Below are 25380 nucleotides of genomic sequence, written 5' to 3'. Positions count from 1 at the left end.
GCTGCCGCCCTGGCGGCAGCCGGATTCCCATTCCCTCCCCAAAATGGTTATTATCCCATAAGGTTTTGTTACAAAAGGAAACCTGCCAGGTGATCGGGCGCCATCTCTTGGTCTGGCAGGTTCGTTATAATCGCCCGTTCAACACAGACAGGCTCCCCCAACAAAGGAATTGATAGTGGCAACGATTAAAGACGTTTCCCGGTTGGCTAATGTGTCCATTTCAACTGTGTCGCGAGTCATCAACAACACGGCGCAGGTGGCACCAGAAAAGCGTGAGGCCGTCATGGCGGCCATGAAGGAACTCAATTTTCGTCCCAACAGCTTTGCCCAGGCGCTGGTCAGCAAGCGCTCCAACTGCATCGGTGTGCTGGTGGGGGATCTGTGTGGTGGCCCCTTCTTCGCCCAGATGATGCGCGGCATCGAGAGCGTGGTGGACAAGGCGGACAAGTTCACCATCGTCATGTCCGGCAATCACGACGAGGTACGCGAGCGTCACGCCATCCAGGCGCTGCTGCAGCGTCAGTGCGATGCGCTGATCCTGCACAGCAAGGCGCTGCCCGACGAGGAGCTGAGCGAGCTGGTGGCGGGCAGCACCCCGGTGGTCTTCATCAACCGCCAGGTGCCGGGTGCCGAAGATCGCTGCGTCTGGCTGGACAACCAGGCCGGCATCACCACCGCCTGCCAGCACCTGCTGGATGCGGGCCATCGCAAGATTGCCTTCGTCACCTCGGACGATGAAGAGTTCGTCGATGGCCAGCAGCGGATGGCGGGGTATCATCACGCCCTGCAGCGGGCCGGCATCGCTCTTGATCCTGCCCTCATCGGCCGCGCCTTTGCCGACGAGAACGGCGGTTACGTGGCGATGGGCGAACTGCTGGATCGGGGGGTTGAGTTTACCGCCGTGCTCGGTTTCAACGACGCCATGGTGGCGGGGGCCATCTCCTGTCTGCTGGAGCGGGGATACAAGATCCCGCAGCAGATCTCGGTGGTGGGCTTCGATGACATTCCCTATGCCCGCTACATCTATCCCAAGCTGACCACGGTGCGCTACCCCATCGAGGAGATGGGCGGCCGGGCTGCGGAGCTGGCGCTGAGCCTGCTGGATCACAAGCCGGCCGAGGGGCTGGTGCTCAAGTTCGAGGCCGAGCTGGTCAGACGGGAATCCGTCGCCTGAGTAGCCGACATTGGCCCTGAATGGGCCAATGTTGCTTCCCTATTTTGCGGAAAAATTGAAAGCGTTTTCAGAAATCCTTTTCAACTGTGATCCGCTTCAAAGCTTTTTGGACTGCCTGCCACTAGCATAGGCCCCACGAATTAGGAGCCTGTGCTCCCGATTTTCCCGCTGTGGGAGGTAACTGGTTAATCCAGCTATTTCCTTCGTTACTTTCGACGGTCATCATGGATGGCCGTTTTTTTTTGCCAGGATTTTGTCATGACAACAGAGAGTGAATACCAGACGGGGATCGTGGGCGCTGGCTGGCTGGGGTTGCCGCTGGCCCGGGCACTGCAGGCCGAGGGTCGCCAGGTGGCAGTGACGGTCAGCTCGGCTCAGAAAGCCGCGCAGCTGACGGCAGAAGGGCTGCAGGCCTGGCCGCTGCAACTGGGCACCGGGCTGACCGCCCTGCCGTTTCGCTGCCGCGAGCTGGTGATCTGCGTGCCGCCGAGCAAGGTCGAGGATTACCCGGCCTCCATCGGGCGGGTGGCCGAGCTGGCGCTGGCCGCCGGCGTGCAGCGGCTGCTGTTCGTGAGTGCCACCTCGGTCTGGGCGCCGGGGCAGGGGGAGGATGAGCAACCCAGGCCTGCCCACGAGCGCGGGATGCGGATGCTGGCCGCCGAGCAGGCGGCGATGGGGGCTGGCATTCCCTGTGCCATGGTGCTGCGCCCGGCCGGGCTGTACGGGCCACAGCGCCATCCCGGCCGCTTCCTGGCGGGCAAAACCCTGGAGGGGGGCGGTCAGGCGGTGAACCTGGTGCACCTGGATGACGTGGTGGCCGCCTGTCAGCTGCTGCTGGCGCAGGGAAAGGATGGGGATGCCTACAACCTTAGTGCGCCGGTGCACCCGCGCCGGGAGCAGTTCTACCCCTTTGCCGCGCGTCAGCTGGGCCTGCCGGCCCCGGTCTTCATCGAGCCGGCCGGCCGGTTTGTCCCCGTCGAGGGGCTGCGCATCTGCGAGCAGCTCGGCTTTGTCTATCGCTGGCCCGATCCGGCGCACTGGTTTGCCGAGCTGGCGGCTCGGGGTCACTGAGCATCCCGTCCGGTGCTATCGAGTGGGGCGGGAATTGGGGCACAGGCGGCTCCAATGGTGTGGCGCGGCGGGCAATTGAGGTTTGCCAAGGGGGGGGCTCGCCCCCTATCATGCCGCCATCCATACAGAGAGAGCGGTAAAGATGGTAGATACAAGACGTCACCCCGATGGGGAACTGTTGCTGAGAACCCTGGCAATGCCAGCCGATACCAACCCCAATGGCGATATCTTCGGGGGCTGGATCATGTCCCAGATGGATATAGGTGGGGGCATCATGGCCAAGGAGCTGGCAAAAGGACGTATTTGTACCGTATCCGTCGAGGGCATGACCTTTCACAGCCCGGTCAAGGTGGGCGACGTGGTGTGTTGCTACGGGCGCTGCCTGAAGATCGGTCGCAGCTCCATGCGCCTGAAGCTGGAGGTGTGGGTCAAGCCGGTGCTGCGTGAAAACGAGGCCCAGCGCTACTGCGTGACCGAAGGGATCTTCACCTATGTCGCCATCGACGAACAGGGAAAATCCCGTCCGGTACCGGTCTGATCCGGCTCAGATAAGCCGGGCGTTGATGATGGATATTTCCTGCTCAAACCCGGTTTTTTGCCGTATCATGCGTTCCAGCATCTCTTCCGAGCCGACGCAATGCTGGGTGTCGAACAGGCAGAGATCGCACTGGGGATCCCGTCTGATCTGATAGACGGTGGAAAGCTCCACTTGATGACAATTTCCTTGTTGATCATAAAATGTCACGCGGTACTGGTGCTGTCTCGCCATCGTTGAATTCCTTCTGGATGAGCCGGGCCGGACACGAGCTATCAGCCTAGTCGGCAGCGATGACATTTGTGATGGTCAGGACACAATGCAGAGGCAGGTGGTTGTTAGCCAATGAAAAATAGTTATCGCATTCTGGGTACGTCGCTGCTGACGTTGGGACTGGTCGGCTGTTTCGAGGTGCCGGATCAGGATCACCTGGTCACGGCGCAGGGCATCATTCCCGGCGCCAACTGCCAGAAACCGCCGCTGGTGGCACTGGCCTCCACCGCCTTGCCACGCGAGTTCGGCATTACCGTCTGGAATCTCTACAAGGGTCAGCGTAAAAACTGGCGTGAGGGGCTCGACGAGTATGCCAAATCCCAGGATCTGGTACTGCTGCAGGAGTCGGCGACCCGCCCCGACATGCTGGAATGGCTGAAGGCCGGTGATTTCCAGTGGCAGCAATTGCAAGCCTTTACCCAGGGCGGTGTCTCCTTCGGCGTGATGACGGTCGCCAAGACGCCACAGGCGTTCGTGTGCGGGGTGCGTTCCCCCGAGCCGCTGCTGCGCATCCCCAAATCCGGTCTGGTCAGCCTCTACCCCTTGCAGGGGGATCCTGACGGCGTGCTGGTGGTGAACCTGCATGCGGTGAATTTCGAGCTGGGGATGGCGACCTTTCGCGAGCAGCTCAACGATCTGACCGCCCTGATCCATCGCCATCAGGGCCCGGTCATTCTGGCCGGGGATTTCAACACCTGGAGCGACAAGCGCGAATTCTGGCTGAACAAGCTGGTGGGCGAACTGGGGCTGCAGGAGGCGATCCCGGTGCCGGATCTGCGCCGGACCGCGTTCGGCCGGCCGCTCGATCACCTCTACTACCGCAACCTGGACCTGGTGGAAGTGAGCAGCCCGGTGACAGATGCCTCGGATCACAACCCCATCATGGCCCGTTTCGCGGCCCAGGCCATCACCCCCTGAAGCTGTACAGACCGCCAGGGTGGCCTGTTCCGGATAAAAAATACCCCGCTTTTAGCGGGGTATTTTTTTTATGAAGCGATGAACGATCAGCTGTTGTTCTTCACGAACAGGGTCAGCTCCTGACCCGGCTTGAGGTAATCGCTCTTGCCCAGCTGATTCCAGCGCATCACATCCATCACGGCAACCTGAAAACGGGCGGCGATGGAGGAAAGGGAATCACCGCGGCGTACCTGATAGACCATGGACTTGTTGCTGCTCTTGCCCTGCTTGGGCCAGACCACCAGCTTCATGCCAGGCTTCAAGGCCGACTTGGCGTTGAGACCGTTCCACTTGGCCAGCTCGTCATGGGTGACCCCGTGCGCCTGGCTGATGCTCCACAGATTGTCACCGGCACGCACCTTGTACTGGATCTTGCCGGCACTGCGGCTGGCGAGCTGCTGTGGCTTGCTCTGGACACTCTGACTGACCGCCGGCTTGCTGCCGCTGGTTGGGATCATCAGGGTCTGGCCACGGCGCAGGTGGTTGCCACTCAGGTTGTTGGCCAGCTTGAGCTGCTGCACGCTCACCCCGTGATTCTGGGCAATACGGGAGAGGGTGTCGCCGCTGGTGACCTGATAGGAGCGGGTGCGGATGCGCTCGCTCTGGGGCAGATCGGCCAGGGCCAGCTCCAGGGTATCGGCATACTCGACCGGTACCAGCAGGCGATAGGGCCCTTTGGGTGAGGTCGACCAGCGCGTCAGGGCCGGATTGACCTCTTTCAGCTGAGCCGGACGCAGGCCTGCCAGCTGGGCAGCCACGTTCAGATCGATCTGGCCGCCGGTGTTGACCACCCGCAGCTGAGGCTTGTTGGCCAGTACCGGCAGGGTGACATTGTACTTGTCCGCATTGCGGATCATGTCGGCCATGGCCAGGATCTTGGGCACATACATCCGGGTTTCGCGGGGCAGATCGAGTGACCAGTAGTCGGTTGGTCGGCCTGCCTTCTGATTGCGGGTGATGGCGTTGCGCACCCGTCCTTCACCGGCATTGTAAGCCGCCAGCGTCTGCAGCCAGTCGCCGTCGAAGAAACGGTTCAGGTACTCCAGATAATCCAGCGCGGCATTGGTGGAGGCCAGTACATCGCGGCGGCCGTCATACCAGTTGTCGTGGCGCAGGCCGAAGTTCTTGCCGGTCGCAGGAACGAACTGCCACAGACCCACCGCATTGCTGCGGGAACGGGCGTGGGGATCGAACATGCTCTCGATCATGGGGATGGTAATAAGCTCCATTGGCAGCTCACGCCGTTCGATTTCCTCTACCATCAGATACAGGTAGGGCTCAGCCCGGCTGGCAATGGTCGCCAGATGCTTATCATTGCGCAACAACCAATCACGCTGCTGGCGGACACGGTCGTTCTCCTGCGGATCAAACTGCATATCATCGCTGATACGCACCCACAGGTTATCGGTGTCATCCAGTTCGTCGATCTGTTCATCACCGAACAGGAAGCGCGCCGAATGCTTTTTATACGCTTTTTTGTTGACTTGGGGGGACTTGATCGGCTCGATTGCCGTTAGCGCCCGGTCATCCTGATGGCTCAGGTTTTGGCAGCCGCTGAGAAACAGCGCCGCCAATAAGGCCGTTCGTACCTTCATCTCGCTCAGGTCATCTTTAGGAAAAACAGCTCGCATCATAAGGGGCAATGGCCCCCTGATCAAGGTTTGTTCAAAAAACGTCCTTCCAGGATCGCAGCACGGTGAAGGTATCCTCTGGATTTTCCAAGCATTTTAAGGCGTGTTTCTCAGCAGAAAATTTCACGGAATCCTGTTCGCATCGCAGAAAAACGTTGAACTCCCGCTCATCCCCCAGCCGAGAGGGCAGACTCGGCAGACCCTGCTGGCGCAGCTTGCTGATCAGCCCGATCCGCTGCTGGATCGCCTGGTTGTCCGGCTCGACCGCGTAGGCAAAGCGCAGGTTGGAGAGGGTGTACTCATGGGCACAATAAATGAGGGTGTCGTCGGGCAGGGCGGCGAGTCGTTGCAGTGAGGCGTGCATCTGGGCCGGGGTACCTTCAAACAGGCGGCCGCAACCGGCACTGAAGAGGGTATCGCCACAAAACAGCATGCCGTGGCCGTAATAGGCGATGTGGCCATGGGTATGGCCGGGCACATGGATCACCTCGAGACTCAGGCCGTGCCAGTTGATCTGATCTCCGTCATCGAGCCACTGGCCGTGATGAGCGGGCATGGGGTCAAGTTTAGGGCCATAGAGTCTGGCATGGGGGAAATGGCCGAGCAGGGCGGTGACTCCTCCCACATGATCGTGGTGGTGATGGGTCAGCAGAATCGCATCGAGCTGCAGGTCCAGCGCGGCCAGTCGCTCCAGCACGGGTTCGGCATCGCCAGGATCGACGACCAGGCAGTGATTTTCGTGTCGGATCAACCAGATGTAGTTGTCGTTAAAGGCAGGAACTGTGATCACTGGATACATGAGTCTGCTTCTCTTTATGGAGGGTATCTTATATAACTGGATGGCGTTCGAACCCCAAGTTGAGCCCTATTATGCAGGTGGCACGTACCGAACAACAAATCGAGATCCCGACCAGCTGGTCGGCACTGCCCATGGGGGACTGGGTAGCGGCCGAGATCCAGGAGCGGCTCGACAGCTGGTGCCCACATCTGTTTGGTTATCATCTGCTTAAAGTCGGGGCGCTGAGCGCCGAACTCTCCTGCGGCTGCTCTTCCATTCGCCATCAGATAGGGGTTGCCCCCAGCGGCAGATTGCTGGATCTCAAGGGCGATCCACTGGCCTTGCCGGTGCGTACCGGCAGCGTGGATGCCTGCCTGCTGGCCCACTGCCTCGACTTTTCGCCAGACCCCCACCAGGTGCTGCGCGAGGCGGAGCGGGTACTGACCGACGATGGCTGGCTCATCGTCAGCGGCTACAATCCGCTCAGCCTGGTCGGCATCGGCCACTGCCTGCCTTTCCTGCGTCAACATCTGCCCTGGTCGGCCCGTATGTTCACTCCGGCGCGGGTCACCGACTGGCTGCAGCTGCTCGGGTGTGAAGTGATGTTTGACGAGCGCTTTGGCTACTCGTTCATGGGTAAGCAAAGCCGGATCGGCTGGTGGCGGGAGAGTGTGGGGCGGGATTATTGCAGGCCGTTTGCGTCCGTTTACGTGATAGCGGCGCGCAAGCGGCGCTTTCCCTTGACGCCGGTGCGCCGCCGCTGGCGCTTGCCCGAGTCGATAGCGACGCCGGGCATGGCGCGTCAGGGTTGGTAGCCAGTCTCGGGCGCCCTGGCTGGCGAGCGGTCCTGACGGGTGAGGCAGCCTTGGATCAGGGCTGGTAGCCGGTATCCTCGGCCAGCTGCTTGCCGCTGGCGGCCTCGCGGGCCAGCTCGTCGCAACGTTCGTTTTCCGGGTGACCTGAGTGCCCTTTGACCCAGAGCCATTCGATCTGATGGCGCGCCACTTCCGCATCCAGCGCCTGCCAGAGATCGACGTTCTTGACCGGCTGGCGGCTGGCAGTCACCCATCCTTTCTTCTTCCAGCCGATAATCCACTGGGTGATCCCCTGGCGCACATACTGGCTGTCGGTGGTGAGTCTGACCTGGCAGGGCTCGTTCAGGGTGCGCAGCCCCATGATGGCGGCCATCAGCTCCATCCGGTTATTGGTGGTGAGGCGAAAACCGGCGGCGAGCTCCTTGCGGTGCTTGCCATAGACCATGACGGCACCATAGCCGCCAGGGCCCGGGTTGCCGAGACAGGAACCATCCGTATACAAATCGATCTTTTTTAGCATGAGTCTTGGGGTAAACTAGCGGGTAAAGCCGAAGTTTGACATAGATTGGATCATGAACACACCCCAACTGAATCGCCAGATCATTCTGGATACTGAAACCACAGGTATGAACACCGCCGGTGGCCCCGTCTATCTGGGACACCGCATCATCGAGATCGGCTGTGTGGAGGTGATCAACCGCAAGCTGACCGGTAACCACTTCCACGTCTACATCAAGCCGGATCGGCTGGTGGATCCCGAGGCCATCCAGGTGCACGGCATCACCGACGAGTTCCTGCGTGACAAGCCGTCGTTCAGCCAGATAGCCGACGAGTTCATCGAGTTCATCCGCGGTGCCGAGCTGATTGCCCACAACGCGCCGTTTGACGTGAGCTTCATGGACTATGAGTTCGGCAAGCTCGGCCTCAATTTCAAGACTGCTGACATCTGCGGCATCACGGACACCCTGGCGATGGCGCGGGACCTGTTCCCGGGCAAGCGCAACAACCTCGACGTGCTGTGCGATCGCTACGGCATCGACAACTCGCACCGTACCCTGCACGGGGCTTTGCTCGATGCGGAGATCCTGGCGGACGTCTATCTGCTGATGACGGGTGGCCAGACCAAGTTGAATCTGGCTACCGAAAGCAGTGAGAATGAGAGCAATCAGGACACCAGCATCCGCCGACTGGAGAGCAACCGCCCACCGCTCAAGGTGATCCGTGCCAGCGCCGAGATTGAGGCGGTGCACGAGGCGCGGCTGGATCTGGTGCAGAAAAAAGGAGGAGCCTGCCTGTGGCGGCAATGAGCAAGCTATGGAGCGGCCTGCTGTTATTGGCCTCGCTGACTGCCTCGGCCAACGAGGTGTTTGCCCCCTCCGACATTCCCCTGCTCGACAATCGCTTTCGTATTGATTACGGGGTGAAAGAGATCACCTTCATCGTGACGCGCAAGCCGGGCACCCCGTCGGTGATCCTGGTGCGTCCGGACGGCAGCAAGCTCTATGTGGGCAAGGTGACGCCCCCCGATGTGGGCTGGCTGGCGCTCAAGGATCAGGATCTCATCACCATCCGTGATCCCATGCCGGGCCCCTGGCAGGCCATCGGCGAGGTGGACCCGGACAACCGGGTGCGCCTGCTGTCGAATATCAGGCTGGAAACCGATCAACTGCCGACCCAGCTCTATCAGGGGGAAAGGGTCAAGCTCAAGTCCTGGCTGCTGATCGACGATGCACCGCCCAAGGCCGGTTATTACCTGACCGACCTTGGCATGACGGTGCGATTGCAGCGTTTCAACGATGCCAAGCAGGAGGGAGATCCTATCGTTAACGAAGTGCTCGGCCACTATCGTGACGATGGCAAGGGGCTCGACGAGGTGCCGGGTGACGGCATCATGACCGCCGAGGCGGTGCTGGATGTGGCTGCAGGAAAATACCGGGCCATGTATAGCACGGGCAATCAGGTGTTCTCCCGCGCTCGCTATCAGGACGTGCTGATCTACCCGTTGCCGGTCAGCTATACCCTGGCGCCTCCCTCGCAGGAGTTTGGCGCCAAGCTCTCCTTCCTGATCGATGCGGATGAGCTGGATCCGGCCTCCGTGGTCATTGAGGGCAAGGCGACCAACACGGTGGGAGCCAGCATGGCGTTCAATGCGGTGGCGACTGAACCCCGTGTGGAAGTGGATCTCTCCGCCATCAAGGAGGTCGGCCAGTATGAGGTGACTGCCACCCTGTTTGGCACGACCCGGCTGGGCCGCGAGATCCAGGTCACACTGCCGGTGAAATCGTTCAATATCTTCCCGATGCTGGCGGCTGAACCATCGGCGGCCTCTGCGGCTTCTGAAACCTCGGCGGCAGTGCCCAACCAGGTGAAATTCGAGGAAAAACAGAGCAGCGGCTGGCTGATCTGGTTGCTGGGTGGGGTCGGCATCCTGCTGGTCTTGCTGGGCGGCGTCGGTTTCATCTTGCTGCAAAAGCGGCGAGCACTGAAAAAAGCGATGGCGGCGCAGAAAGCCGAGAGCGAAAGCGCCAAGCCGGAAGCCAAACTGGATCTGAACCTACCCGAACAATAACCGGGTAACCGCATGAAAAAGCCGCCCATCGAGGCGGCTTTGTTATTTGTGGGGGAGCGGGTTAGCTGCAACCCTTCAGCATCAATGTTCCCCGACGTAGATGTCTTTGTGTTGATCGCGGATCTCGAGGAACTTGTCGAGGTTGGCCAGCATCAGGTCTACCAACTGGGGATCGAAGTGCTGACCTTTCTCCTCCTGGATCAGCGCCAGCACCTTGTCCAGCGGCCAGGCCTTCTTGTAGCAGCGATCCGAGCCGAGCGCATCAAACACGTCGGCCAGCGCCACCACCCGCCCTTCCAACGGAATGGCATCACCCTTGAGGCCACGGGGATAGCCGCTGCCATTCCACTTTTCATGGTGGTTACCGGCGATGGTGGCGCCAATCTGGAACAGCGCGAGATCGCTGCCGGAGAGCATGTCCTGCCCCAGTTGGGCGTGGGTCTTCATGATCTCCCACTCCTCGGGGGTCAATTTGCCCGGTTTGTGAAGGATGGCATCCGGGATGCCCACCTTGCCTATGTCGTGCAGCGGGGAGGCGCGCTTGATGAGCTCGCTCTGTTCCTCGCTCATGCCAAGCAACTGGCAGAACAGCTCGGTGTAGAGGGCGACCCGTTTCACGTGCAGGCCGGACTCCTTGGAGCGGGTCTCAACCAGCTCGCCGATCCGATAGATGATCTCGCGCTGGTTGTCGGCGATGACCTCGTTGAGCCGGATGTTCTCCAGCGCCACTATGATGTTTTCGGTAAACAGGCTGAGCAGCCCCATGTCCATCTGGCTGAGCTGGCGAGTGGTCTCGATATGAAACAGCAGGTGATGACGGGGGTTCTGGCAGTAGAGCACCATCTGGTTGCCATCATAGACGTTGGCACGATTGGCCATGGCCTGGCGCAGAATGGAGGGTGCATCTGCCAGTCGCAGTGACGGGTGGCCCGGCAGCAGGGGCTCCAGAATTTGATCCCGTACTTCGTAGGCGAACTGCTTCACGTCGTAGATTTGCGACTCTTCCAGACTGAGCAGGGCCCCGAGCTGTTCCTGAGCCCCTTCGACAAACTGGCGCAGGGCCCGTTTCTCGAAGATCCCCTTGGAGGCCTCAATGACTTTTTCCAGCCCCTGGCGATTGCTCTCCAGCGTGCGGATGTCGCGGTATGAACGCAGGCTGGCCCGCAGCAGGGTGCGCAGCTTCTGGGAGGTGAGCTCGGTCTTGTCCTTGTAGTCGTTGATGTCGTAGTTGGTGACCACGTCATCTTCCGGGGCCTGACCGGGTTGGCCGGTACGCAGCACGATGCGCACCATCTTGTTTTGCAGATCCTCACGCACGAATTTGACCACATCAAGGCCGGCGTGATCGACCTCCATGACCACGTCCAGCAGCAGCAGTGCTACGTCCGGGGTCTTGGCGAGCAGCTCCCTGGCCTGGGCGGCTGAATAAGCATGCAAAAATTCAATGGGTCTATTATCGAATTCAAACTTGCTCAGGGTGATCTTGGTGATGCGATGAACCTCGGGTTCATCGTCCACAATCATCACCTTCCATCCAGCCTGCTGGTCATCGAGAAGGGGCAGATCATCATCGTCAATAATCAGGATTTGGTCATCCATCATGCAATCCTGTTTGGGATCCTGTGCTTACATTAACTGCTTCACTAAGGATAGGAAACTTATTGAGAAATAAAATTTGATCTGTGAAATCTCTTTGTCGTCATCCTGTTCCGGCCCCATAAAAAAACGCCTCCACTTGGGAGGCGTTTGACTATCAATGTGTCTGTCAGGCGGCTCTGTGATAGGCCGATGGCTCGAACAGCGCCTTGTTGGCCACCAGGTCGATGGGATCAAAATCATCGACGTTGATGGTGCGCAGGCGGCTCTCTTCGGCGCGGCGCAGCAGGTCCGCTTCGGTCTGGTTGAGTACTCCCTGCGCCAGGCCGATCTCTGCCACCTTGTCCAGTTGCATAAACGGACGCTTGATGCCGTCAGCCTTGCATACTTTCTCAAACAGCGGTTCGGCAGAGAGCACGTCGTCCAGTGCCTGCTCCAGCAGACCGAAAGGGTTGCCCTCTTCGCGGGTGAGATACTGACCCTGGGCCAGACGGCTGCGGGTTTCGCTCGGGGTCTGCAACAGGCGGGCGACCTGGCTGTCCAGCTTGTCGCTCGGGCGCTTCAGGTCGCGACCCAGCGGCAGCACGATGACGCGCAGAGCCAAGCCAATCCAGCGATTCGGGAAGTTGCGCAGCAATTCGTCGATGGCTTCCTGCGCCTTGAACAGGACATCTTGCAGCGCCCAGTGCAGCAGCGGCAGATCGGCGTGTTGACGACCCTCATCCTGATAGCGCTTGAGGGCGCTGGAGGCCAGATAGAGCTGGCTCAGTACATCGCCAAGACGAGCAGAGACCCGCTCCTTGCGCTTGAGCTCGCCACCCAGGGTACCCATCGCCATGTCTGACAGGAAGGCCAGGTTGGCAGAGAGGCGGGAGAGCTGCTGGTAGTAGCCCTTGGTCTGATCCTTGAACGGCGCGGCGGCGAAGCGGGCACCGGTTAACCCTAACCAGAAGCTGCGCACCAGATTGCTGATGGCAAAGCCGACGTGGCTGAACATCGCCTTGTCAAAGTCCTTGAGGGCCTGTTCCTGATCCGGGTGGCTGGCGGCCAGCATCTCCGGCAGCACGTACGGGTGGCAGCGGATGGCGCCCTGACCGTAGATGATCATGCTGCGGGTCAGGATGTTGGCCCCTTCCACCGTGACGGCGATGGGGGCACCCTGATAGCCGCGGGCCAGATAGTTGTTGGGGCCCATGCAGATGGCCTTGCCGCCGTGGATGTCCATGGCATCGATGATGCACTTCTGGGCGCGGTCGGTGAGGTGATATTTGACGATGGCGGAGATGACCGAGGGTTTCTCGCCCAGGTCGATGCCGGTCACGGTCAGGTTGGCGGCGGCCCCCATGATGTAGGCGTTGCCACCGAGACGGGCCAGCGGCTCTTCAATCCCTTCCATTTTGCCGATGGGCAGCTTGAACTGGCGACGGATACGGCTGTAGGCGCCGGTCGCCAGGGCCAGCATCTTGACGCCGCCGGTGCTGTTGGAGGGCAGGGTGATGCCGCGTCCTACCGACAGACACTCCACCAGCATGCGCCAGCCCTGGCCAGCCATGGCCGGGCCGCCGATGATGAAGTCGAGCGGGACGAACACGTCCTTGCCGCGGGTCGGACCGTTCTGGAACGGCACGTTGAGCGGGAAGTGGCGGCGGCCGATTTCGACCCCCTTGATGTGGGTCGGAATGAGGGCGCAGGTGATGCCAAGCTCTTCTTCGTCACCCAGCAGGTGATCCGGGTCGCGCAGTTTGAAGGCCAGACCCAGCACGGTCGCGATGGGGGCCAGGGTGATGTAGCGCTTGTTCCAGGTGAGGCGCATGCCGAGCACTTCTTCTCCTTCCCATTCACCCTTGGCGATGATGCCGAAGTCGGGGATGGAGCCGGCGTCGGAACCCGCTTCCGGACTGGTCAGGGCGAAGCAGGGGATCTCCTTGCCGACTGCCAGACGGGGCAGGTAGTAATCTTTCTGTTCGTCGGTGCCATAGTGTTGCAGCAGCTCGCCCGGGCCCAGCGAGTTGGGTACGCCAACGGTGGAGGCGAGCACGGCGCTGGCGCCGCACAGTTTTTGCAGCACGCAGGATTGGGCATAGGCGGAGAATTCCAGCCCGCCATATTTCTTCTTGATGATCATGGCGAAGAACTTGTGGTCCTTCAGGTATTGCCACACTTCGGGAGAGAGGTCGGCCCGCTCGTGGGTCACTTCCCAGTCGTTGACCATGCGGCACACTTCTTCAACCGGACCGTCCATAAACGCCTGCTCTTCGGCAGACAGCGTGCTGACCGGAATGGCGTGCAGCTTCTTCCAGTTCGGGTTGCCGGCAAACAGGTCTGCTTCCCACCAGGTTGTGCCCGCTTCAATAGCCTCTTTCTCGGTGCGGGACATCTCCGGCATGATGGATTTGTAGAGTTTGAACAGCGGTTTGGTCAGCTGGTTGCGACGAAAATCCACCAGGTTGAGGGGGATGGCGATCACGGCAAACAGCGCCCAGACCAGCAGGGGAACGTGGCCATAGAGGGTGCCGACAATCAGGGCTGCCGCCGTGGCAAGCGTGGAGGTGAACAGAGACGCCCGGCGATAAGCCATGGCGCCGATCACCAGGATCACTCCGAGCAGAGTGAGGGTCGTCGTCATTTTTCGCTCCTTGCATGAGTTGCCGAAGTTGGGTGAATATGGTTGAACTGATCCAGAGGTCTGACCTGTTGGATATGGTCCCTGTTGTAATTCATACGCACAAACTTATCAAGCTGTTTACAAGCTTGTTACCTTGGCTCTGTGATCGGCATAACGTCCTGCAGAGGGGCGCTTGACGGGCAGGGGGCGACTCCGGGATTGGCTTGTGCGACAATGGCGCGGCCCATATTTTGGAAGAGACATCATGTACCAAGAACTGATCCGCAATGAATTGACCGAAGCTGCCAGCGTGCTCCAGGCGTTCCTGGCAGATGAGCAAAATCTCAAGGACATCGAAGCGGCCGCCAAGCTGCTCGCTGACTCCTTCAAGCAGGAAGGCAAGGTACTCTCCTGTGGCAACGGTGGCTCCCACTGCGACGCCATGCACTTTGCCGAAGAGCTGACCGGCCGTTATCGCGAGAACCGCCCCGGTTATGCCGGTATCGCCATCTCCGATCCCAGCCACCTCTCCTGTGTGTCCAACGACTTTGGCTATGACTACGTCTTCTCCCGCTACGTGGAAGCAGTCGGCCGTCGTGGTGACGTGCTGCTTGGCATCTCCACCAGCGGCAACTCCGGCAATATCCTGAAAGCCATCGAGGCTGCCCATGCCAAAGGCATGAAGGTGATTGCGCTGACCGGCAAGGACGGCGGCAAGATGGCTGGCCTGGCCGATGTCGAGATCCGGGTGCCACACTTTGGTTACGCCGACCGCATTCAGGAAGTGCACATCAAGGTGATCCACATCCTGATCCAGCTGGTCGAAAAAGAGATGGCCAAGTAAGGCAGGGATCTCGAGCCGGGATAGTCGTGCCTTGTCTGGCCGTGTCCCGGCGGGATCTTGCGCACGCGGCCGGTGTCAGCGCAGGCTGAGCCGGCCGATTGGCAATGAGATGGTCAAGTCAGCAAGGAGCCCACAGCCTATGTGCGAACTGCTCGGCATGAGTGCCAATGTGCCGACCGATATCTGCTTCAGCTTCACCGGCCTGATGCTGCGCGGCGGCAAGACCGGGCCTCACAAGGATGGCTGGGGCATCACCTTTTACGAAGGGAAAGGCTTTCGTACCTTCAAGGATCCCGAGCCCAGCGCCCAGTCGCCGATTGCCAGGCTGGTGCAGGCGCTGCCCATCAAGAGCCGCGCCGTGGTCAGCCATATTCGGCAGGCCAACCGCGGCTGCGTCTCGCTGGAGAATACCCATCCCTTTACCCGCGAGCTGTGGGGCCGTTACTGGACCTTTGCCCACAATGGCCAGTTGACGGGTTACAAAGGGTTGGCCACCGGCCGCCATCGACCGGTGGGCGACACCGACAGCGAGCACGCCTTCTGCTGGCTGCTCGATCGGCTGGAACAGAAATATCCCCGACGCCCTGCCAACTTCCCCGCCATGTTTCGCTACCTGGCGACCCTGTGCGACGAGCTGCGCGGTCTGGGGGTATTCAACATGCTGCTGTCGGATGGGGAGTTCGTGATGACCTACTGCAGCAACAACCTCTACTGGCTGACCCGGCGAGCTCCGTTCGGAGAGGCCCGTCTGCTGGATGAAGATGTCGCCATCGACTTTCAGAGCGAGACGACACCGGACGATGTGGTAACCCTGATTGCGACCCGGCCGCTGACCGGTAATGAAGACTGGGTAAAAATGGCGCCAGGCGAGTTCAGTCTGTTTCGACTGGGTGAGCGGGTGGGTGCCAATCAGCTGTGATAATCAGCTGATCCAGAGATAAAAAAATACCAGGGTAGAATCCTACCCTGGTTCTTCGCAGCAGCCATACAGGCAAAAGGGATGAGAGAGGTGTTGCTGAGTCGCATCATTCTCACGGCTGCCATTGTTATTTAATTGTTAATTTAATGGCAACATTTATGTTGCAACTTGGCCATCTATTGTCTGGTTAGGCGATCCTGATCACGCTTTTCTCATGCAAGTCCCGTTTGAGTTCGATTTTCTGACGGCGATGAGACGTGACTGAGTCGTGCCGGGCATCTATAGTATGGTCTGTTTGAATACCATCAGGAGGATGACGGAATGGAGTGGCTGGATCAGAAGGTGTTGCGACAGCTGGCGGAAGATATCGGCCAGGAGATGATGCCGGTGGTGATCTCGGTCTTCATCGAAGAGGTGGGGGAACAGCTTGCCCAGCTGCGCCCGCTCTATGAACGGCAGGACTGGCCCGCACTGGCCCGGCTTGCCCATAGCATGAAGTCCTCCTGCGGCAGCTATGGCGCCCAGCTCAGCTACCAACAGGTGGTGGCGCTGGAACAAGCCTGCAAACATGAAGATGGCGAGCAAGTCGCCCGTTTGCTGGCCGAGCTGGAGCAATCCCTGCCCCAGGTGCTCTCCCACCTCGCCAACTATCACTGAGCCCCTGCAGCCGGCGCATCGGCGCCGGACTTGCCATCCTCTACCCGCCGATTAGCGTTGATTGACCAGTTGCTGGATAACCCTGTCCAGTGCCAGCTTCAATTTCAGGCGATCGTGCCGATGGGGAAGGGCGGCCTCACCCAGCTCGGCCAGGATCAATCGGCCAGCCAGCTCTGCCGGGTATTCCCCCGCCGGGGCCAGAATGGCATCGACCCGACCCGCTCCGACCCGTGACTCCAGCCAGCGCCATTGATTGTGCAGGCTGAGCTGGCTGGCAGGGCCGTTTTCGGCGACCAGATTGCAGATGAACACCAGCATGGCATCGCTCTCGTTGATGGCCTGGGCCACCTCAGCCAGCAGCAGGGGCGGCATGATGGAGGTAAGAAAGCTGCCGGGGCCGAGGATGATCATGTCGGCCTGTGCCAATGCCTGCACCGCCTCGCGGGTGGCCGGTACCTCCGGGCTCAGGCTGAGGGAGAGCGGCGGGGTGTCGAGCTGATCGATGGAGACTTCCCCCAGGATCTGGTTGCCACAGGCCGTGTGGGCGCACAGGTCGGTGGGAAATTCAGACATGGGTAACAATTGTGACTCTATTTTCAGCATGTCGCTGATGAGCTTGATAGCATCAAGAGGGCGCACGCAGAGGTTGTCGAGCGCCAGCAGCATCAGATTGCCGAGGTTGTGGCCCGCCAGTTCACCGCGACCGGCGAACCGATATTCGAACAGCAGGCTGCCGATACTGGGATCGGTCACCAGTTGATTAAGGCAGTTGCGCAGATCCCCCCAGGCGATACACTCCTGGCTCTTGCGCAGTCGTCCGGTAGAGCCGCCATCATCGGTGGTGGTGACGATGCCGGTCAGGCGCGCTCCCAGAAACGAGAGTGAAGAGAGCACGCGGCCCATGCCGTGGCCGCCACCGATGGCGACGACCCGGTCAAAATCATTGATGTTCTTCTGCCACATGCCGTTTTCCTGTGGTTGGGCTCAATTGAGTGTGATTTTAGTCGATATGACGGGATAATTGTTTGATTAAGGTATGATTTTTGCTTACCCCCAGCATCATGAACAACTAGGAGATGGTGTTGAACTTCCTGACGGCTCACTCTCTTGAAGAGACCTCCCTGCTGGCTGCCCGGCAGGTCTGTGAGCGGCTGCTCGCTCAAGCACCTCATTCCCCTTCGCTGTTACTGGTCTATTTTACTCAGGCTCACGATGCCGAGGAACTGCGCCATCACTTCAAACAGCAGTTCCCGTCGTCTCGGATGATCGGTTGCAGCTCATGTGGCGGGGTCATGACCCAGACCGGCCATCATGCCCGTCAGGGGATCGGTCTGGCAGTTGCGGCCATCTACGATGACAAGGGAGCCTACGGCGTGGCGGGCCAGGCGGGGGATGCGGTGGATGTGCGCCAGCTGCTGCGCAGTGCCATCGCCGACGGGGGGCGCCCCGGCGAGCTGCCACAACTCATCTTGCTGCATGCAAGCCCGGGCCAGGAGGAGGCGATGCTGGAGAGCATCGAGGCCGAGCTGGGCACGACGGTCCCGGTCGTCGGGGGCTCCGCCGCCGACAACAGCGTCAGCGGTGACTGGCAGCTGTGCTGGGATGAGGGCAGTACCCGCGAGGGCGTCGCACTGGCCGTGCTCTATCCCGATTGCCAGCTGGCGTTCCAGTTTCACTCCGGCTATGTCCCCACCGAATATCGCGGCACCATCACGGCCCTGTCGGGACGGGAGATCCTCACCATCGATCATGAGCCGGCAGCCGAGGTCTACGCTCGCTGGAGCGGACGGACAACCCCCTGGCCGGTGGGTCCCATCCTGCGGGAGACCACCCTGTCGCCGCTGGCCAGACAGGTGGGCACCCTGGATGACATGCCCTATTACAAGCTCTCCCACCCGGAAGCCGTGACAGAAGGTGGCGGATTGCGCCTCTTTACCGATACTCAGGTCGGGGAGCGGTTGCTGCTGATGTACAGCAGTCAGGAGGGCTTGCTGCAACGCAGTCTGAATGCAACCCGCATCGAACCCGAGTACGGCATGGCCACCGAGATGCAGCCGTTTGGCGCCCTTGTGATTTTTTGTGCTGGTTGTCGCTTGGCTCTTGGTGATAGCTTATGCCAATTTGTCGATCAATTTCATACCCGGCTGGGGGACATCCCCTTCATCACCCCGTTCACCTTCGGCGAGCAGGGCCGCCTGCCTCATGGTGAGCTGGCGCACGGCAACCTGATGGTCTCGAGCGTGATCTTCCTCGACAGCTGACATTGCGCTGGAAACAAGATGATAGGTAACACGGAACTGGAAGCCCTCGGCGACAAGCTGCAGACCACCTTGGTGGAGCTGGTGCGTTGCCGGGAACGCGAGGCCAAATACCGGCAGGAGTCGCAAACCCTGTTGTGCGGGGTGGCGACGCTGGCCGATGCCCAGACGCTGGAACAGGTGCTGGACAGCCTCATTCAGGTGCTCAAACCCTTCATCGGCTTCGAACATGCGGATGTGGTGGCCTGGGAGGGAGAGGGTGGCATCACCCACCTCAGCACCCAGGATGGCGAAGTGGGGCGCAGCTGGCAGCTGACCCCGCTGTTCTCTCGCGCCATCGAGGGAGAGACCCTTGTCATCTATGATCCGACCCAGTTGCCCGAACTGGCGCCGTTGGCCGATGTTGAGGGCTGGGCCAGCGTGATGATGACGGGCTTGCGCGCTCCCGGTTTTTCCGGCGTACTCATCTGCCGTCACGCCGTGATGGGGACCTTCGATCTCAAGAGCAAGGCGGCCATGCAGCGCTGCCGTCCGCTCATCTCCCAGGCGCTGGTCAACATCGCCTATCGAGCCCGTCTACAGGAACAGGTCGAGCTGAAAACACTGGCGCTGCAAGCGGGCGAACAGCGTTTTCGCAGCTTTGCCGGCATGGCGTCCGACTGGTTCTGGGAGACGGATACCGAGCACCGGCTGAGCTATGTATCGGCCCCCGGCCAGCAGGGGGACATGCTGGTGCATCAACCCGGCCAGAGCCTCTATGATTACGCCCATGACAGGCGCGACCCCGAATGGGGCAAGTATCGCCGGCTCATCGGTCTGCACCTGCCGGTGCGGGCGGTGCGGGCCCAGGTCAGCCTGGCAAAGGGGCCACGCTGGATGGAGATCAACGCCGAGCCCTGTTTCGATGCGGCCGGCGTCTTCATCGGTTATCGCGGCACGGCGCGGGACGTGGGCAACCAGATCCGCCGTGAGCAGGAGCTGGCCAGGGCGCGGGACGAAGCGGAAGCGGCCAACCGCGCCAAGTCGCAGTTCCTGGCCATGATGACCCACGAGATCCGCTCTCCCATGAACGCGGTGCTGGGCATGCTGGACCTGCTGCAACACGCCCAGCTTGAACCCCAGCAACAGACGCTGCTGGGCCACGCCACCCATGCGGCTCGTCTGCTGCAGACCATCATCGACGACGTGCTCGATTTCTCGAAGATTGAATCCCATACCCTGGAGTTTCACTGCGAGACGCTGCAGCCGGCCCAGCTCTGCCAGTCCCTCATTGAACCGCTGCTGGCGCAGGCGGGCAGCAAGGGTATCGACCTTGATTGGCGGGTGGACGACGCCGTACCAGCCCAGTTGCAGGGGGATCCGGTGCGCCTCTCCCAGGTGATCAGCAATTTGCTCGGCAACGCGGTGAAATTCACCAGTCAGGGCAGCGTGTTACTGCAACTGAGCTGGCATGAACAGCAGTTGAGGGTCTCGGTGACCGACAGCGGGATAGGTATCTCGGCCGAGGATCAGGCGCTGCTGTTCGAACCCTTCTCTCAGGTCGACAGTTCGGCCACCCGCCGCTTCTCGGGCACCGGGCTGGGGCTGGCCATCAGCAAGCGGCTGGTGGAGTTGATGGGCGGCAGCATTCAGTTGCGCAGTGCCCCCGGTGAGGGGAGCTGCTTCTGGTTCGATTTGCCGGGCATGGCGCTGCCATGCGAATGCAGCAGCCGGCCCGAGCCGGATCAGCAGCCCATTCAGGATCTGGATGTGCTGGTGGTGGAAGACAGTCCGGTCAATCAGCTGGTGGTATCGCTCATGCTGCAAAAGCTGGTGAGCCGGGTCAGAGTCGCAGCCAACGGGCTGGAGGCGCTGGCCCAGGTGGCGGAACAACGGCCGGATCTCATCCTGATGGACATGCGGATGCCGCAGATGGATGGACTGGAGGCGACCCGGCGTTTGCGAGAGCTGGGTTGTAGCGTGCCCATCGTGGCACTGACGGCCAACGCCATGGCGGAAGACAGGGCTCGTTGCCTGGCCCAGGGGATGGATGACTTTCTGGCCAAACCGATAAGTCTGATGCGGCTGCGAGAGTGTCTGCAACGCCATTTTCAACCCGCAGCGCCGGATCGCAGCTAAAAAAAATGGTCAACCTGGGTGGTTGACCAATTCTTCAGCAAATACTGAAGAGAGCACGGGATAAATCGGGTTGTACGATTCTATATGAAAAAGTCGTGCCAACTTTTCAGAACCAGTTTATGCGGCTTGCAGCGCTGTTATTGATTTTTATTGGGCGCTTTATTTGCAAAACGCGAAAACCTTGTTTTCATTATCGGAATATTCGCATTTTGCAATACACTTCTGACTCACTGTGCGATCAGTCGGCGCAAGAATTGACGGGCCGCTTCGCTATTTTGTTTCGCAATCAACATCTGCTTTTCATAGATCGGCATCGGCAGGATTTCGAGCCAGCGTTGGCAGAGCCAGGCCGCATCGTCAAACTGCTTGTCCGGATAAAGTTCATCCAGTTCCGGATACTGTTCAAACACTTCCCGCAGCCGGGTCACCAGCGGTTTGTCGCTGAAGTCTGAATGGGTGCTCGGCCAGTTGGGCAGGGCTTCGACTCTGGCACGGCGCAGACCCAGCTCGTCCGTTTCCATCTCGTGGATGCAGAAACGTTCCATGCCGAGTACGGTGACGCCGAGCAGGCCGTCATTCAGGGTGTAAAAGTCGGTGACTTTGACCCGGGTGCCGACTGGCAGGATCCGCCCGGACTTGCCAGTCGTTGTCGCCTCTTCCATCACGATGCCGAAGCCCTGGTCATCGATGAATGACTCTTTGAGCATCTGCAGGTGGCGCGGTTCAAACAAACGCAGAGGAAGCTTGCCACCAGGCAGTATGTGGGAAGGCAAGGGGAACAGTGCCAAGGGTTGAAGTTTCATGTTCCATCCTCCATTGAGTAGTTGCTGAACAGGACAATGCAGCGACTGTGCCAGAGAATGAAAAAAGCCACCGGAAGGTGGCTTTTTGCTCGATGGGAGGGCGTTTAGTTGCGCTGCTCCAGGTACATGACAGCAGCTTCCACGCGGCTTTGCGCCTCGAGCTTCTTGAGCAGGCTCTTGACGTGTACCTTGACCGTGCCTTCGGAAATATGGAGCACGGAGGCGACCTGTTTGTTGGAGAGGCCCTTTGCAATTTCGCGCAGGATTTGCATTTCGCGACGCGTTAAGCTCTCCAGCTTCTGCTGCAGGTGATCCAGCTCGTAGATGTTCTCGAGGTAGGGACGCAGCGGCTCGCTCAGGATCTGTTTGCCGGTCATCACGTCCGCCAGCTGGGCCAGCAGCATCTCTGGCTCGGTATCCTTGAGCAGGTAGCCATCGGCGCCGGCCTTGAGCAGCGCCACTACGTCCTGACGGGCGTCGGAAACGGTCAGGATCACCACCCGGGAGGTCACTTCCTCGGTGCGCAGCGCTTTGAGGGTGTCCAGACCGGAGAGGCCTTTCATGTTGAGGTCGAGCAGGATCAGATCCGGTTCGGACTCCTTGGCCATGGCGACGGCATCGGTACCGTTGGAAGCTTCACCGACGACTTCGATGTTCTCCTCCAGGGCCAGCAGCTGCACAATCCCTTTGCGCATGAGGGGATGGTCATCCACGACCAGAACACTATATTTCATCTCGTCCATCAGGCATCTCTTGTTAGGCTGGTGGGAAAGGTCAGATGTACGCAGGTGCCTCTGGGCGGCCTTTCGCTGATGGTCAGCAGACCATGCAGCTTGCTGGCACGCTCGTTCATGATGCTCAGGCCATAGTGGTTGACCGCCGAGCTTGCGATCCCTATTCCGACACCATCATCTGAAATCTGAACCTGGATGTTACCATCGGCGAGGGTCTCACAGCTAACATCAATCACTTGCGCACTGGCATGTTTGATGGCATTGAGCACTGCCTCACGGATCAGCTGCAAGATGTGAATGTGTTGACCGGCTTCGAGATCGGTATCAGCCAGACCGTAATGGAGCCTGATGTCGGCCTGGGTCTGCGGCTTGAGCTGCTCCAGCATCACCTTGATGGCTTCACCGAGGTTGGCGTCGCCAATGCTGAGACGGAAGGTACCGAGCAGCTCGCGCAACTGGGTATAGGCGCTGCCAAGCCCCTCGTCGATCTGCTGCATGGCGGCTTCGGCTTTGACCGTATCCCCCTTGGCGAAGGAGCGCTTGAGCAGAGTGGACTGGATTTTGAGATAGGAGAGGGCCTGGGCCAGCGAGTCGTGCAGCTCGCGGGCGATGACGGCCCGCTCTTCCATCAGCAGCAGGCGCTGGTGTTGCAGCAGGGTCTGATCCTTATGTAGGACCTGAGCCAGCAGCATGGAGAAGTTCTTCATCAGCCGCTCGTCGATGGGGTGGCTGCTGATGACGTCGAGCCGGCCATACTCCTGCTCGTCCATCTGCAGATAGAAGCTGACCACGGCATCCAGATCGCCGGGCCAGCCCTTGCGGCCGGTGATGTAGTCCGGCATGGCATTGTGCTCGAAGCGGGTCAGCCGGATGTAGTCGATGTGCTGGTGGGCCGCCGCCCGCTCCAGCAGCTTGAGCAGGGTGCGCCGGCTCAGCGGTGCCGCGTGCAGCTTCTGGGCGGTACTGTAGAGGAAGGAGAGGGTGTCGTTGGCCTGCTGCAGCTTGGCGGTCTTCTCTTCGACCTTGCTCTCCAGCTCCCGGTAGAGCTTGCCGAGTTCGTCGGCCATGGTGACGAAAGCCCCCGACAGCTCCCCCAGCTCGTTTTCACAGTGGGGGGGCAGGGTCAGGTCGAACTCCTGGCGCTGGATCTGGCGGGCGCAATAGACCAGCTGGTTGAGCGGAGCCACCACCTGCTGGCGGGTAAAGCGCACCGTGAACCAGGCGATGGTGATGATGGAGAGTAGCCCCAGCCCTTCGGCCAGCGCCAGCATGCGCACCTTGAACTCCACGTGGTACTGCATCTGGTTGACGAAGTCGTCGATGGCCGCGACGAACTGCTCGGTGTTGTCGGTGTAGCGCCGCGGGGTGGCGTTCTCGATGTGCTCGCGCATCACCTGCCACTGCTGCAGCACCTCGCCATAGGTGCGACGCAGGGAGGCGGGAGTGATCCAGCGCTGGGTCTCCTGCAGCTCGGCGGCATGCAGGGTCTGCTCGAACTGATCGAGCCGGCTCAGCACCTGCTGGCCCTGTTCAATCTCGTAGGCCATCCGGTAGGCCTGCATCCGCAGGGAACCGGAGAGGTTGATCGCCTTGGCGTCAGGCACCGAATAAAACAGGGTCACCATGGCCACCACGGCGATCAGGCTTGCCATGAACAGAATGAGCACCATGGAGCGCCCGATGGCGCTGCTGACCGAATGTACCTTGAACCACTTTCCCATGCCGGCTCTCTTCCTTCACTTCAGACAATAACCCCACAAAGTAGCATGGGAGTGTACTCCAACTTGTGCTAGCATCGAAAAACTAGATGAACTCCGAGCGGTTTTGCCTAAGTCCTCATGATAGGGGGAAACCGCCGTCAGCCGATGTTCGAGCTGTAAGGGTCAGGAAAGAAATGCCCTGGCCTCCCGTATTTGGAAAGGTGTTTATGTCGCCACTGCAAGATGGTTTTTCCCGTCGTTTCTACTATTTGCGCCTGTCGATCACCGACGTGTGCAATTTTCGCTGTACCTACTGCCTGCCCGATGGTTACCGCCCACCGGCCGGTGGCAAGGCGGGGCGTCAGCCCTTTCTCTCTCTGGAAGAGATCCGCCGCGTCGTCTCCGGATTTGCCGCCATGGGCACCCGCAAGGTGCGTCTGACCGGCGGGGAGCCCTCCCTGCGCCGGGACTTCACCGCCATCATCGAGACGGTGGCCAATACCCCCGGCATCGAGAAGGTGGCCATGACCACCAATGGTTATCGTTTGAAAGAGCGGGCCCAGGAGTGGTTTGATGCGGGTTTGACCGCCCTCAACGTCAGCGTCGACAGCCTGGATCCGCGCCAGTTTCACCAGATCACCGGTGAGAACAAGCTGGCGGAGGTGATGGATGGCATCGAAGCGGCGCTGGCCGCCGGCTTCAAGTCGGTCAAGATCAATGCCGTGCTGCTCAAGGGACTCAACGATCATCAGCTGGATGCGTTTCTGGCCTGGATCCGGCACAAGCCCATCGAGCTGCGCTTCATCGAGCTGATGCAGACCGGTGAGATGGATACCCTGTTTCGCGATCATCACGCCAGCGGGGCACTCATCAAGCAGCGTCTGCTCGATGCAGGCTGGCTGCAGCAGCTGCGCGGTGCCGACGATGGCCCCGCTCAGGTGTTCATGCACCCGGAGTCGATGGGCGGGGTAGGGCTCATCATGCCCTACAGCAAGGATTTCTGTGCCGGTTGCAACCGGCTGCGGGTCTCTTCCCTCGGCAAGCTGCACCTCTGTCTGTTCGGCGATCACGGGGTGGAGCTGCGGGATCTGTTGACGGTCGACGGCCAGCAGGATGAATTGCAGCAGCGGATCCGCAGCGCCCTTGCCGGCAAGGCGGCGACCCATCGACTGCACGAAGGCAATGCCGGCATGACCCCGCATCTGGCCTCCATTGGCGGCTGATCCACGGCAGCCGACAAAAATAGCCATCGATTAATAAGCAATCCTCAAATGGGGGTATTTTGCCTTGCCCCCATTGTTCTTTATTGCGCCAAGGGTTTGATCCAGCGCAAGAATCCCCCC

At 60.3% G+C, this 25380-nt stretch carries 23 protein-coding genes and 1 riboswitch; of the genes, 13 read left to right on the top strand and 10 right to left on the bottom strand.

Annotated features, from left to right (window positions below):
- The first annotated feature begins 175 nt into the window (after window positions 1-175).
- The 3 genes from QLG02_RS19405 to yciA all read left to right on the top strand — a co-directional run bounded on the left by QLG02_RS19405 (window position 176) and on the right by yciA (window position 2783).
- On the top strand, window positions 176-1174 hold the full coding sequence (locus QLG02_RS19405; RefSeq protein WP_282465927.1) for a LacI family DNA-binding transcriptional regulator: 999 nt from the start codon (window positions 176-178) through the stop codon (window positions 1172-1174).
- A 258-nt stretch (window positions 1175-1432) separates the two neighbouring features.
- The gene (locus QLG02_RS19400) at window positions 1433-2245 is read left to right on the top strand and encodes an NAD-dependent epimerase/dehydratase family protein (protein WP_282465926.1); all 813 of its coding nucleotides are present in this window, start codon (window positions 1433-1435) and stop codon (window positions 2243-2245) included.
- A 142-nt stretch (window positions 2246-2387) separates the two neighbouring features.
- On the top strand, window positions 2388-2783 hold the full coding sequence (yciA, locus tag QLG02_RS19395) for an acyl-CoA thioester hydrolase YciA (protein ID WP_005299258.1): 396 nt from the start codon (window positions 2388-2390) through the stop codon (window positions 2781-2783).
- A gap of 6 nt (window positions 2784-2789) precedes the next feature.
- Here the strand turns inward: yciA and QLG02_RS19390 are convergent, their stop codons facing one another.
- Entirely contained in the window at window positions 2790-3014 is a 225-nt protein-coding gene (locus QLG02_RS19390) for a hypothetical protein (RefSeq protein ID WP_268014704.1), read from the bottom strand.
- 111 nt (window positions 3015-3125) lie between these two features.
- Between QLG02_RS19390 and QLG02_RS19385 the strand changes: the two genes are divergently transcribed.
- Complete coding sequence (locus QLG02_RS19385; protein WP_043160756.1) at window positions 3126-3971, top strand: endonuclease/exonuclease/phosphatase family protein; 846 nt, start codon at window positions 3126-3128, stop codon at window positions 3969-3971.
- 86 nt (window positions 3972-4057) lie between these two features.
- Here QLG02_RS19385 and QLG02_RS19380 read toward each other — a convergent pair whose 3' ends face one another.
- Both QLG02_RS19380 and gloB read right to left on the bottom strand, forming a co-directional pair.
- Complete coding sequence (locus tag QLG02_RS19380; RefSeq protein WP_043160754.1) at window positions 4058-5605, bottom strand: LysM peptidoglycan-binding domain-containing protein; 1548 nt, start codon at window positions 5603-5605, stop codon at window positions 4058-4060.
- Window positions 5606-5675: 70 nt separating this feature from the next.
- Window positions 5676-6440, bottom strand: a complete 765-nt coding sequence (gloB, locus tag QLG02_RS19375; RefSeq protein ID WP_017409839.1) for a hydroxyacylglutathione hydrolase — start codon at window positions 6438-6440, stop codon at window positions 5676-5678.
- 71 nt (window positions 6441-6511) lie between these two features.
- Here gloB and QLG02_RS19370 point away from each other — a divergent pair, with 71 nt between their 5' ends.
- Window positions 6512-7234, top strand: coding sequence for a methyltransferase domain-containing protein (locus QLG02_RS19370; RefSeq protein WP_016350242.1), 723 nt, complete (start codon window positions 6512-6514; stop codon window positions 7232-7234).
- 55 nt (window positions 7235-7289) lie between these two features.
- On the opposite strand, the gene rnhA is transcribed toward QLG02_RS19370, so the two are convergent.
- Window positions 7290-7754 carry a ribonuclease HI gene (rnhA, locus tag QLG02_RS19365; RefSeq protein ID WP_017409841.1) on the bottom strand — a complete coding sequence of 155 codons (465 nt, stop codon included), beginning with the start codon at window positions 7752-7754 and terminating at the stop codon, window positions 7290-7292.
- Window positions 7755-7806: 52 nt separating this feature from the next.
- Between rnhA and dnaQ the strand changes: the two genes are divergently transcribed.
- Together dnaQ and QLG02_RS19355 are read left to right on the top strand one after the other, a co-directional pair.
- Window positions 7807-8541, top strand: coding sequence for a DNA polymerase III subunit epsilon (gene dnaQ, locus QLG02_RS19360; RefSeq protein ID WP_011705465.1), 735 nt, complete (start codon window positions 7807-7809; stop codon window positions 8539-8541).
- Window positions 8538-9803 (top strand): TIGR03503 family protein, encoded by a 1266-nt coding sequence (locus QLG02_RS19355; protein WP_259241855.1) that lies wholly within the window; start codon window positions 8538-8540, stop codon window positions 9801-9803. The genes dnaQ and QLG02_RS19355 overlap by 4 nt, the downstream gene beginning before the upstream one ends.
- A gap of 81 nt (window positions 9804-9884) precedes the next feature.
- Here QLG02_RS19355 and QLG02_RS19350 read toward each other — a convergent pair whose 3' ends face one another.
- The gene (locus QLG02_RS19350; RefSeq protein ID WP_201354359.1) at window positions 9885-11402 is read right to left on the bottom strand and encodes an HD domain-containing phosphohydrolase; all 1518 of its coding nucleotides are present in this window, start codon (window positions 11400-11402) and stop codon (window positions 9885-9887) included.
- 166 nt (window positions 11403-11568) lie between these two features.
- Entirely contained in the window at window positions 11569-14025 is a 2457-nt protein-coding gene (gene fadE / locus QLG02_RS19345) for an acyl-CoA dehydrogenase FadE (RefSeq protein WP_282465925.1), read from the bottom strand.
- A 244-nt stretch (window positions 14026-14269) separates the two neighbouring features.
- Here fadE and lpcA point away from each other — a divergent pair, with 244 nt between their 5' ends.
- The 3 genes from lpcA (at window position 14270) to QLG02_RS19330 (ending at window position 16424) form a co-directional block, all read left to right on the top strand.
- Window positions 14270-14848, top strand: coding sequence for a D-sedoheptulose 7-phosphate isomerase (gene lpcA / locus QLG02_RS19340; protein WP_011705469.1), 579 nt, complete (start codon window positions 14270-14272; stop codon window positions 14846-14848).
- Window positions 14849-14987: 139 nt separating this feature from the next.
- On the top strand, window positions 14988-15767 hold the full coding sequence (locus QLG02_RS19335) for a class II glutamine amidotransferase (RefSeq protein ID WP_029301368.1): 780 nt from the start codon (window positions 14988-14990) through the stop codon (window positions 15765-15767).
- Window positions 15768-16088: 321 nt separating this feature from the next.
- Entirely contained in the window at window positions 16089-16424 is a 336-nt protein-coding gene (locus QLG02_RS19330; protein ID WP_282465924.1) for an Hpt domain-containing protein, read from the top strand.
- A gap of 51 nt (window positions 16425-16475) precedes the next feature.
- Here QLG02_RS19330 and yvcK read toward each other — a convergent pair whose 3' ends face one another.
- Window positions 16476-17387, bottom strand: a complete 912-nt coding sequence (yvcK, locus tag QLG02_RS19325) for a uridine diphosphate-N-acetylglucosamine-binding protein YvcK (protein WP_282465923.1) — start codon at window positions 17385-17387, stop codon at window positions 16476-16478.
- 113 nt (window positions 17388-17500) lie between these two features.
- On the opposite strand from yvcK, the gene QLG02_RS19320 reads away from it, so the two are divergent.
- Entirely contained in the window at window positions 17501-18685 is a 1185-nt protein-coding gene (locus QLG02_RS19320) for an FIST N-terminal domain-containing protein (protein WP_065476784.1), read from the top strand.
- Window positions 18686-18703: 18 nt separating this feature from the next.
- Entirely contained in the window at window positions 18704-20800 is a 2097-nt protein-coding gene (locus QLG02_RS19315) for an ATP-binding protein (RefSeq protein ID WP_282465922.1), read from the top strand.
- Between the two features lie 227 nt (window positions 20801-21027).
- Here QLG02_RS19315 and QLG02_RS19310 read toward each other — a convergent pair whose 3' ends face one another.
- The 3 genes from QLG02_RS19310 to narQ all read right to left on the bottom strand — a co-directional run bounded on the left by QLG02_RS19310 (window position 21028) and on the right by narQ (window position 24058).
- Window positions 21028-21603, bottom strand: a complete 576-nt coding sequence (locus tag QLG02_RS19310; RefSeq protein WP_011705475.1) for an LON peptidase substrate-binding domain-containing protein — start codon at window positions 21601-21603, stop codon at window positions 21028-21030.
- Between the two features lie 104 nt (window positions 21604-21707).
- Window positions 21708-22346 (bottom strand): two-component system response regulator NarL, encoded by a 639-nt coding sequence (gene narL, locus QLG02_RS19305; RefSeq protein ID WP_011705476.1) that lies wholly within the window; start codon window positions 22344-22346, stop codon window positions 21708-21710.
- Window positions 22346-24058, bottom strand: coding sequence for a nitrate/nitrite two-component system sensor histidine kinase NarQ (gene narQ, locus QLG02_RS19300; RefSeq protein ID WP_016350249.1), 1713 nt, complete (start codon window positions 24056-24058; stop codon window positions 22346-22348). Before narQ ends, narL begins: the two co-directional genes overlap by 1 nt.
- Window positions 24059-24137: 79 nt before the next feature.
- Window positions 24138-24277, top strand: a riboswitch (molybdenum cofactor riboswitch).
- On the opposite strand from narQ, the gene moaA reads away from it, so the two are divergent.
- A complete protein-coding gene (gene moaA, locus QLG02_RS19295) occupies window positions 24265-25260 on the top strand; it encodes a GTP 3',8-cyclase MoaA (RefSeq protein ID WP_282465921.1) in 996 nt (331 codons plus the stop codon). Its footprint overlaps the riboswitch before it by 13 nt.
- The last annotated feature ends 120 nt before the right edge of the window (window positions 25261-25380 follow it).

Origin of the sequence: Aeromonas sp. V90_14 (genome assembly GCF_029967615.1) — a bacterium.
In the GTDB taxonomy this organism is placed as follows: domain Bacteria; phylum Pseudomonadota; class Gammaproteobacteria; order Enterobacterales; family Aeromonadaceae; genus Aeromonas; species Aeromonas hydrophila.
The sequence above is the reverse complement of the archived record's forward strand: the minus strand, read 5'-3'. Positions and strand labels throughout refer to the sequence as shown.

What these genes read in the sequence shown, in the direction of transcription:
- QLG02_RS19390 (WP_268014704.1), bottom strand. Translation starts at nt 3,014, where the DNA reads ATGGCGAGACAGCACCAGTACCGCGTGACATTTTATGATCAACAAGGA.
- QLG02_RS19385 (WP_043160756.1), top strand. Translation starts at nt 3,126, where the DNA reads ATGAAAAATAGTTATCGCATTCTGGGTACGTCGCTGCTGACGTTGGGA.
- QLG02_RS19330 (WP_282465924.1), top strand. Translation starts at nt 16,089, where the DNA reads ATGGAGTGGCTGGATCAGAAGGTGTTGCGACAGCTGGCGGAAGATATC.
- QLG02_RS19355 (WP_259241855.1), top strand. Translation starts at nt 8,538, where the DNA reads ATGAGCAAGCTATGGAGCGGCCTGCTGTTATTGGCCTCGCTGACTGCC.
- yvcK (WP_282465923.1), bottom strand. Translation starts at nt 17,387, where the DNA reads ATGTGGCAGAAGAACATCAATGATTTTGACCGGGTCGTCGCCATCGGT.
- QLG02_RS19380 (WP_043160754.1), bottom strand. Translation starts at nt 5,605, where the DNA reads ATGAAGGTACGAACGGCCTTATTGGCGGCGCTGTTTCTCAGCGGCTGC.
- QLG02_RS19310 (WP_011705475.1), bottom strand. Translation starts at nt 21,603, where the DNA reads ATGAAACTTCAACCCTTGGCACTGTTCCCCTTGCCTTCCCACATACTG.
- narQ (WP_016350249.1), bottom strand. Translation starts at nt 24,058, where the DNA reads ATGGGAAAGTGGTTCAAGGTACATTCGGTCAGCAGCGCCATCGGGCGC.
- yciA (WP_005299258.1), top strand. Translation starts at nt 2,388, where the DNA reads ATGGTAGATACAAGACGTCACCCCGATGGGGAACTGTTGCTGAGAACC.
- moaA (WP_282465921.1), top strand. Translation starts at nt 24,265, where the DNA reads ATGTCGCCACTGCAAGATGGTTTTTCCCGTCGTTTCTACTATTTGCGC.
- fadE (WP_282465925.1), bottom strand. Translation starts at nt 14,025, where the DNA reads ATGACGACGACCCTCACTCTGCTCGGAGTGATCCTGGTGATCGGCGCC.
- QLG02_RS19400 (WP_282465926.1), top strand. Translation starts at nt 1,433, where the DNA reads ATGACAACAGAGAGTGAATACCAGACGGGGATCGTGGGCGCTGGCTGG.
- gloB (WP_017409839.1), bottom strand. Translation starts at nt 6,440, where the DNA reads ATGTATCCAGTGATCACAGTTCCTGCCTTTAACGACAACTACATCTGG.
- QLG02_RS19370 (WP_016350242.1), top strand. Translation starts at nt 6,512, where the DNA reads ATGCAGGTGGCACGTACCGAACAACAAATCGAGATCCCGACCAGCTGG.
- rnhA (WP_017409841.1), bottom strand. Translation starts at nt 7,754, where the DNA reads ATGCTAAAAAAGATCGATTTGTATACGGATGGTTCCTGTCTCGGCAAC.
- narL (WP_011705476.1), bottom strand. Translation starts at nt 22,346, where the DNA reads ATGGACGAGATGAAATATAGTGTTCTGGTCGTGGATGACCATCCCCTC.
- QLG02_RS19315 (WP_282465922.1), top strand. Translation starts at nt 18,704, where the DNA reads ATGATAGGTAACACGGAACTGGAAGCCCTCGGCGACAAGCTGCAGACC.
- dnaQ (WP_011705465.1), top strand. Translation starts at nt 7,807, where the DNA reads ATGAACACACCCCAACTGAATCGCCAGATCATTCTGGATACTGAAACC.
- QLG02_RS19320 (WP_065476784.1), top strand. Translation starts at nt 17,501, where the DNA reads ATGGTGTTGAACTTCCTGACGGCTCACTCTCTTGAAGAGACCTCCCTG.
- lpcA (WP_011705469.1), top strand. Translation starts at nt 14,270, where the DNA reads ATGTACCAAGAACTGATCCGCAATGAATTGACCGAAGCTGCCAGCGTG.
- QLG02_RS19335 (WP_029301368.1), top strand. Translation starts at nt 14,988, where the DNA reads ATGTGCGAACTGCTCGGCATGAGTGCCAATGTGCCGACCGATATCTGC.
- QLG02_RS19350 (WP_201354359.1), bottom strand. Translation starts at nt 11,402, where the DNA reads ATGGATGACCAAATCCTGATTATTGACGATGATGATCTGCCCCTTCTC.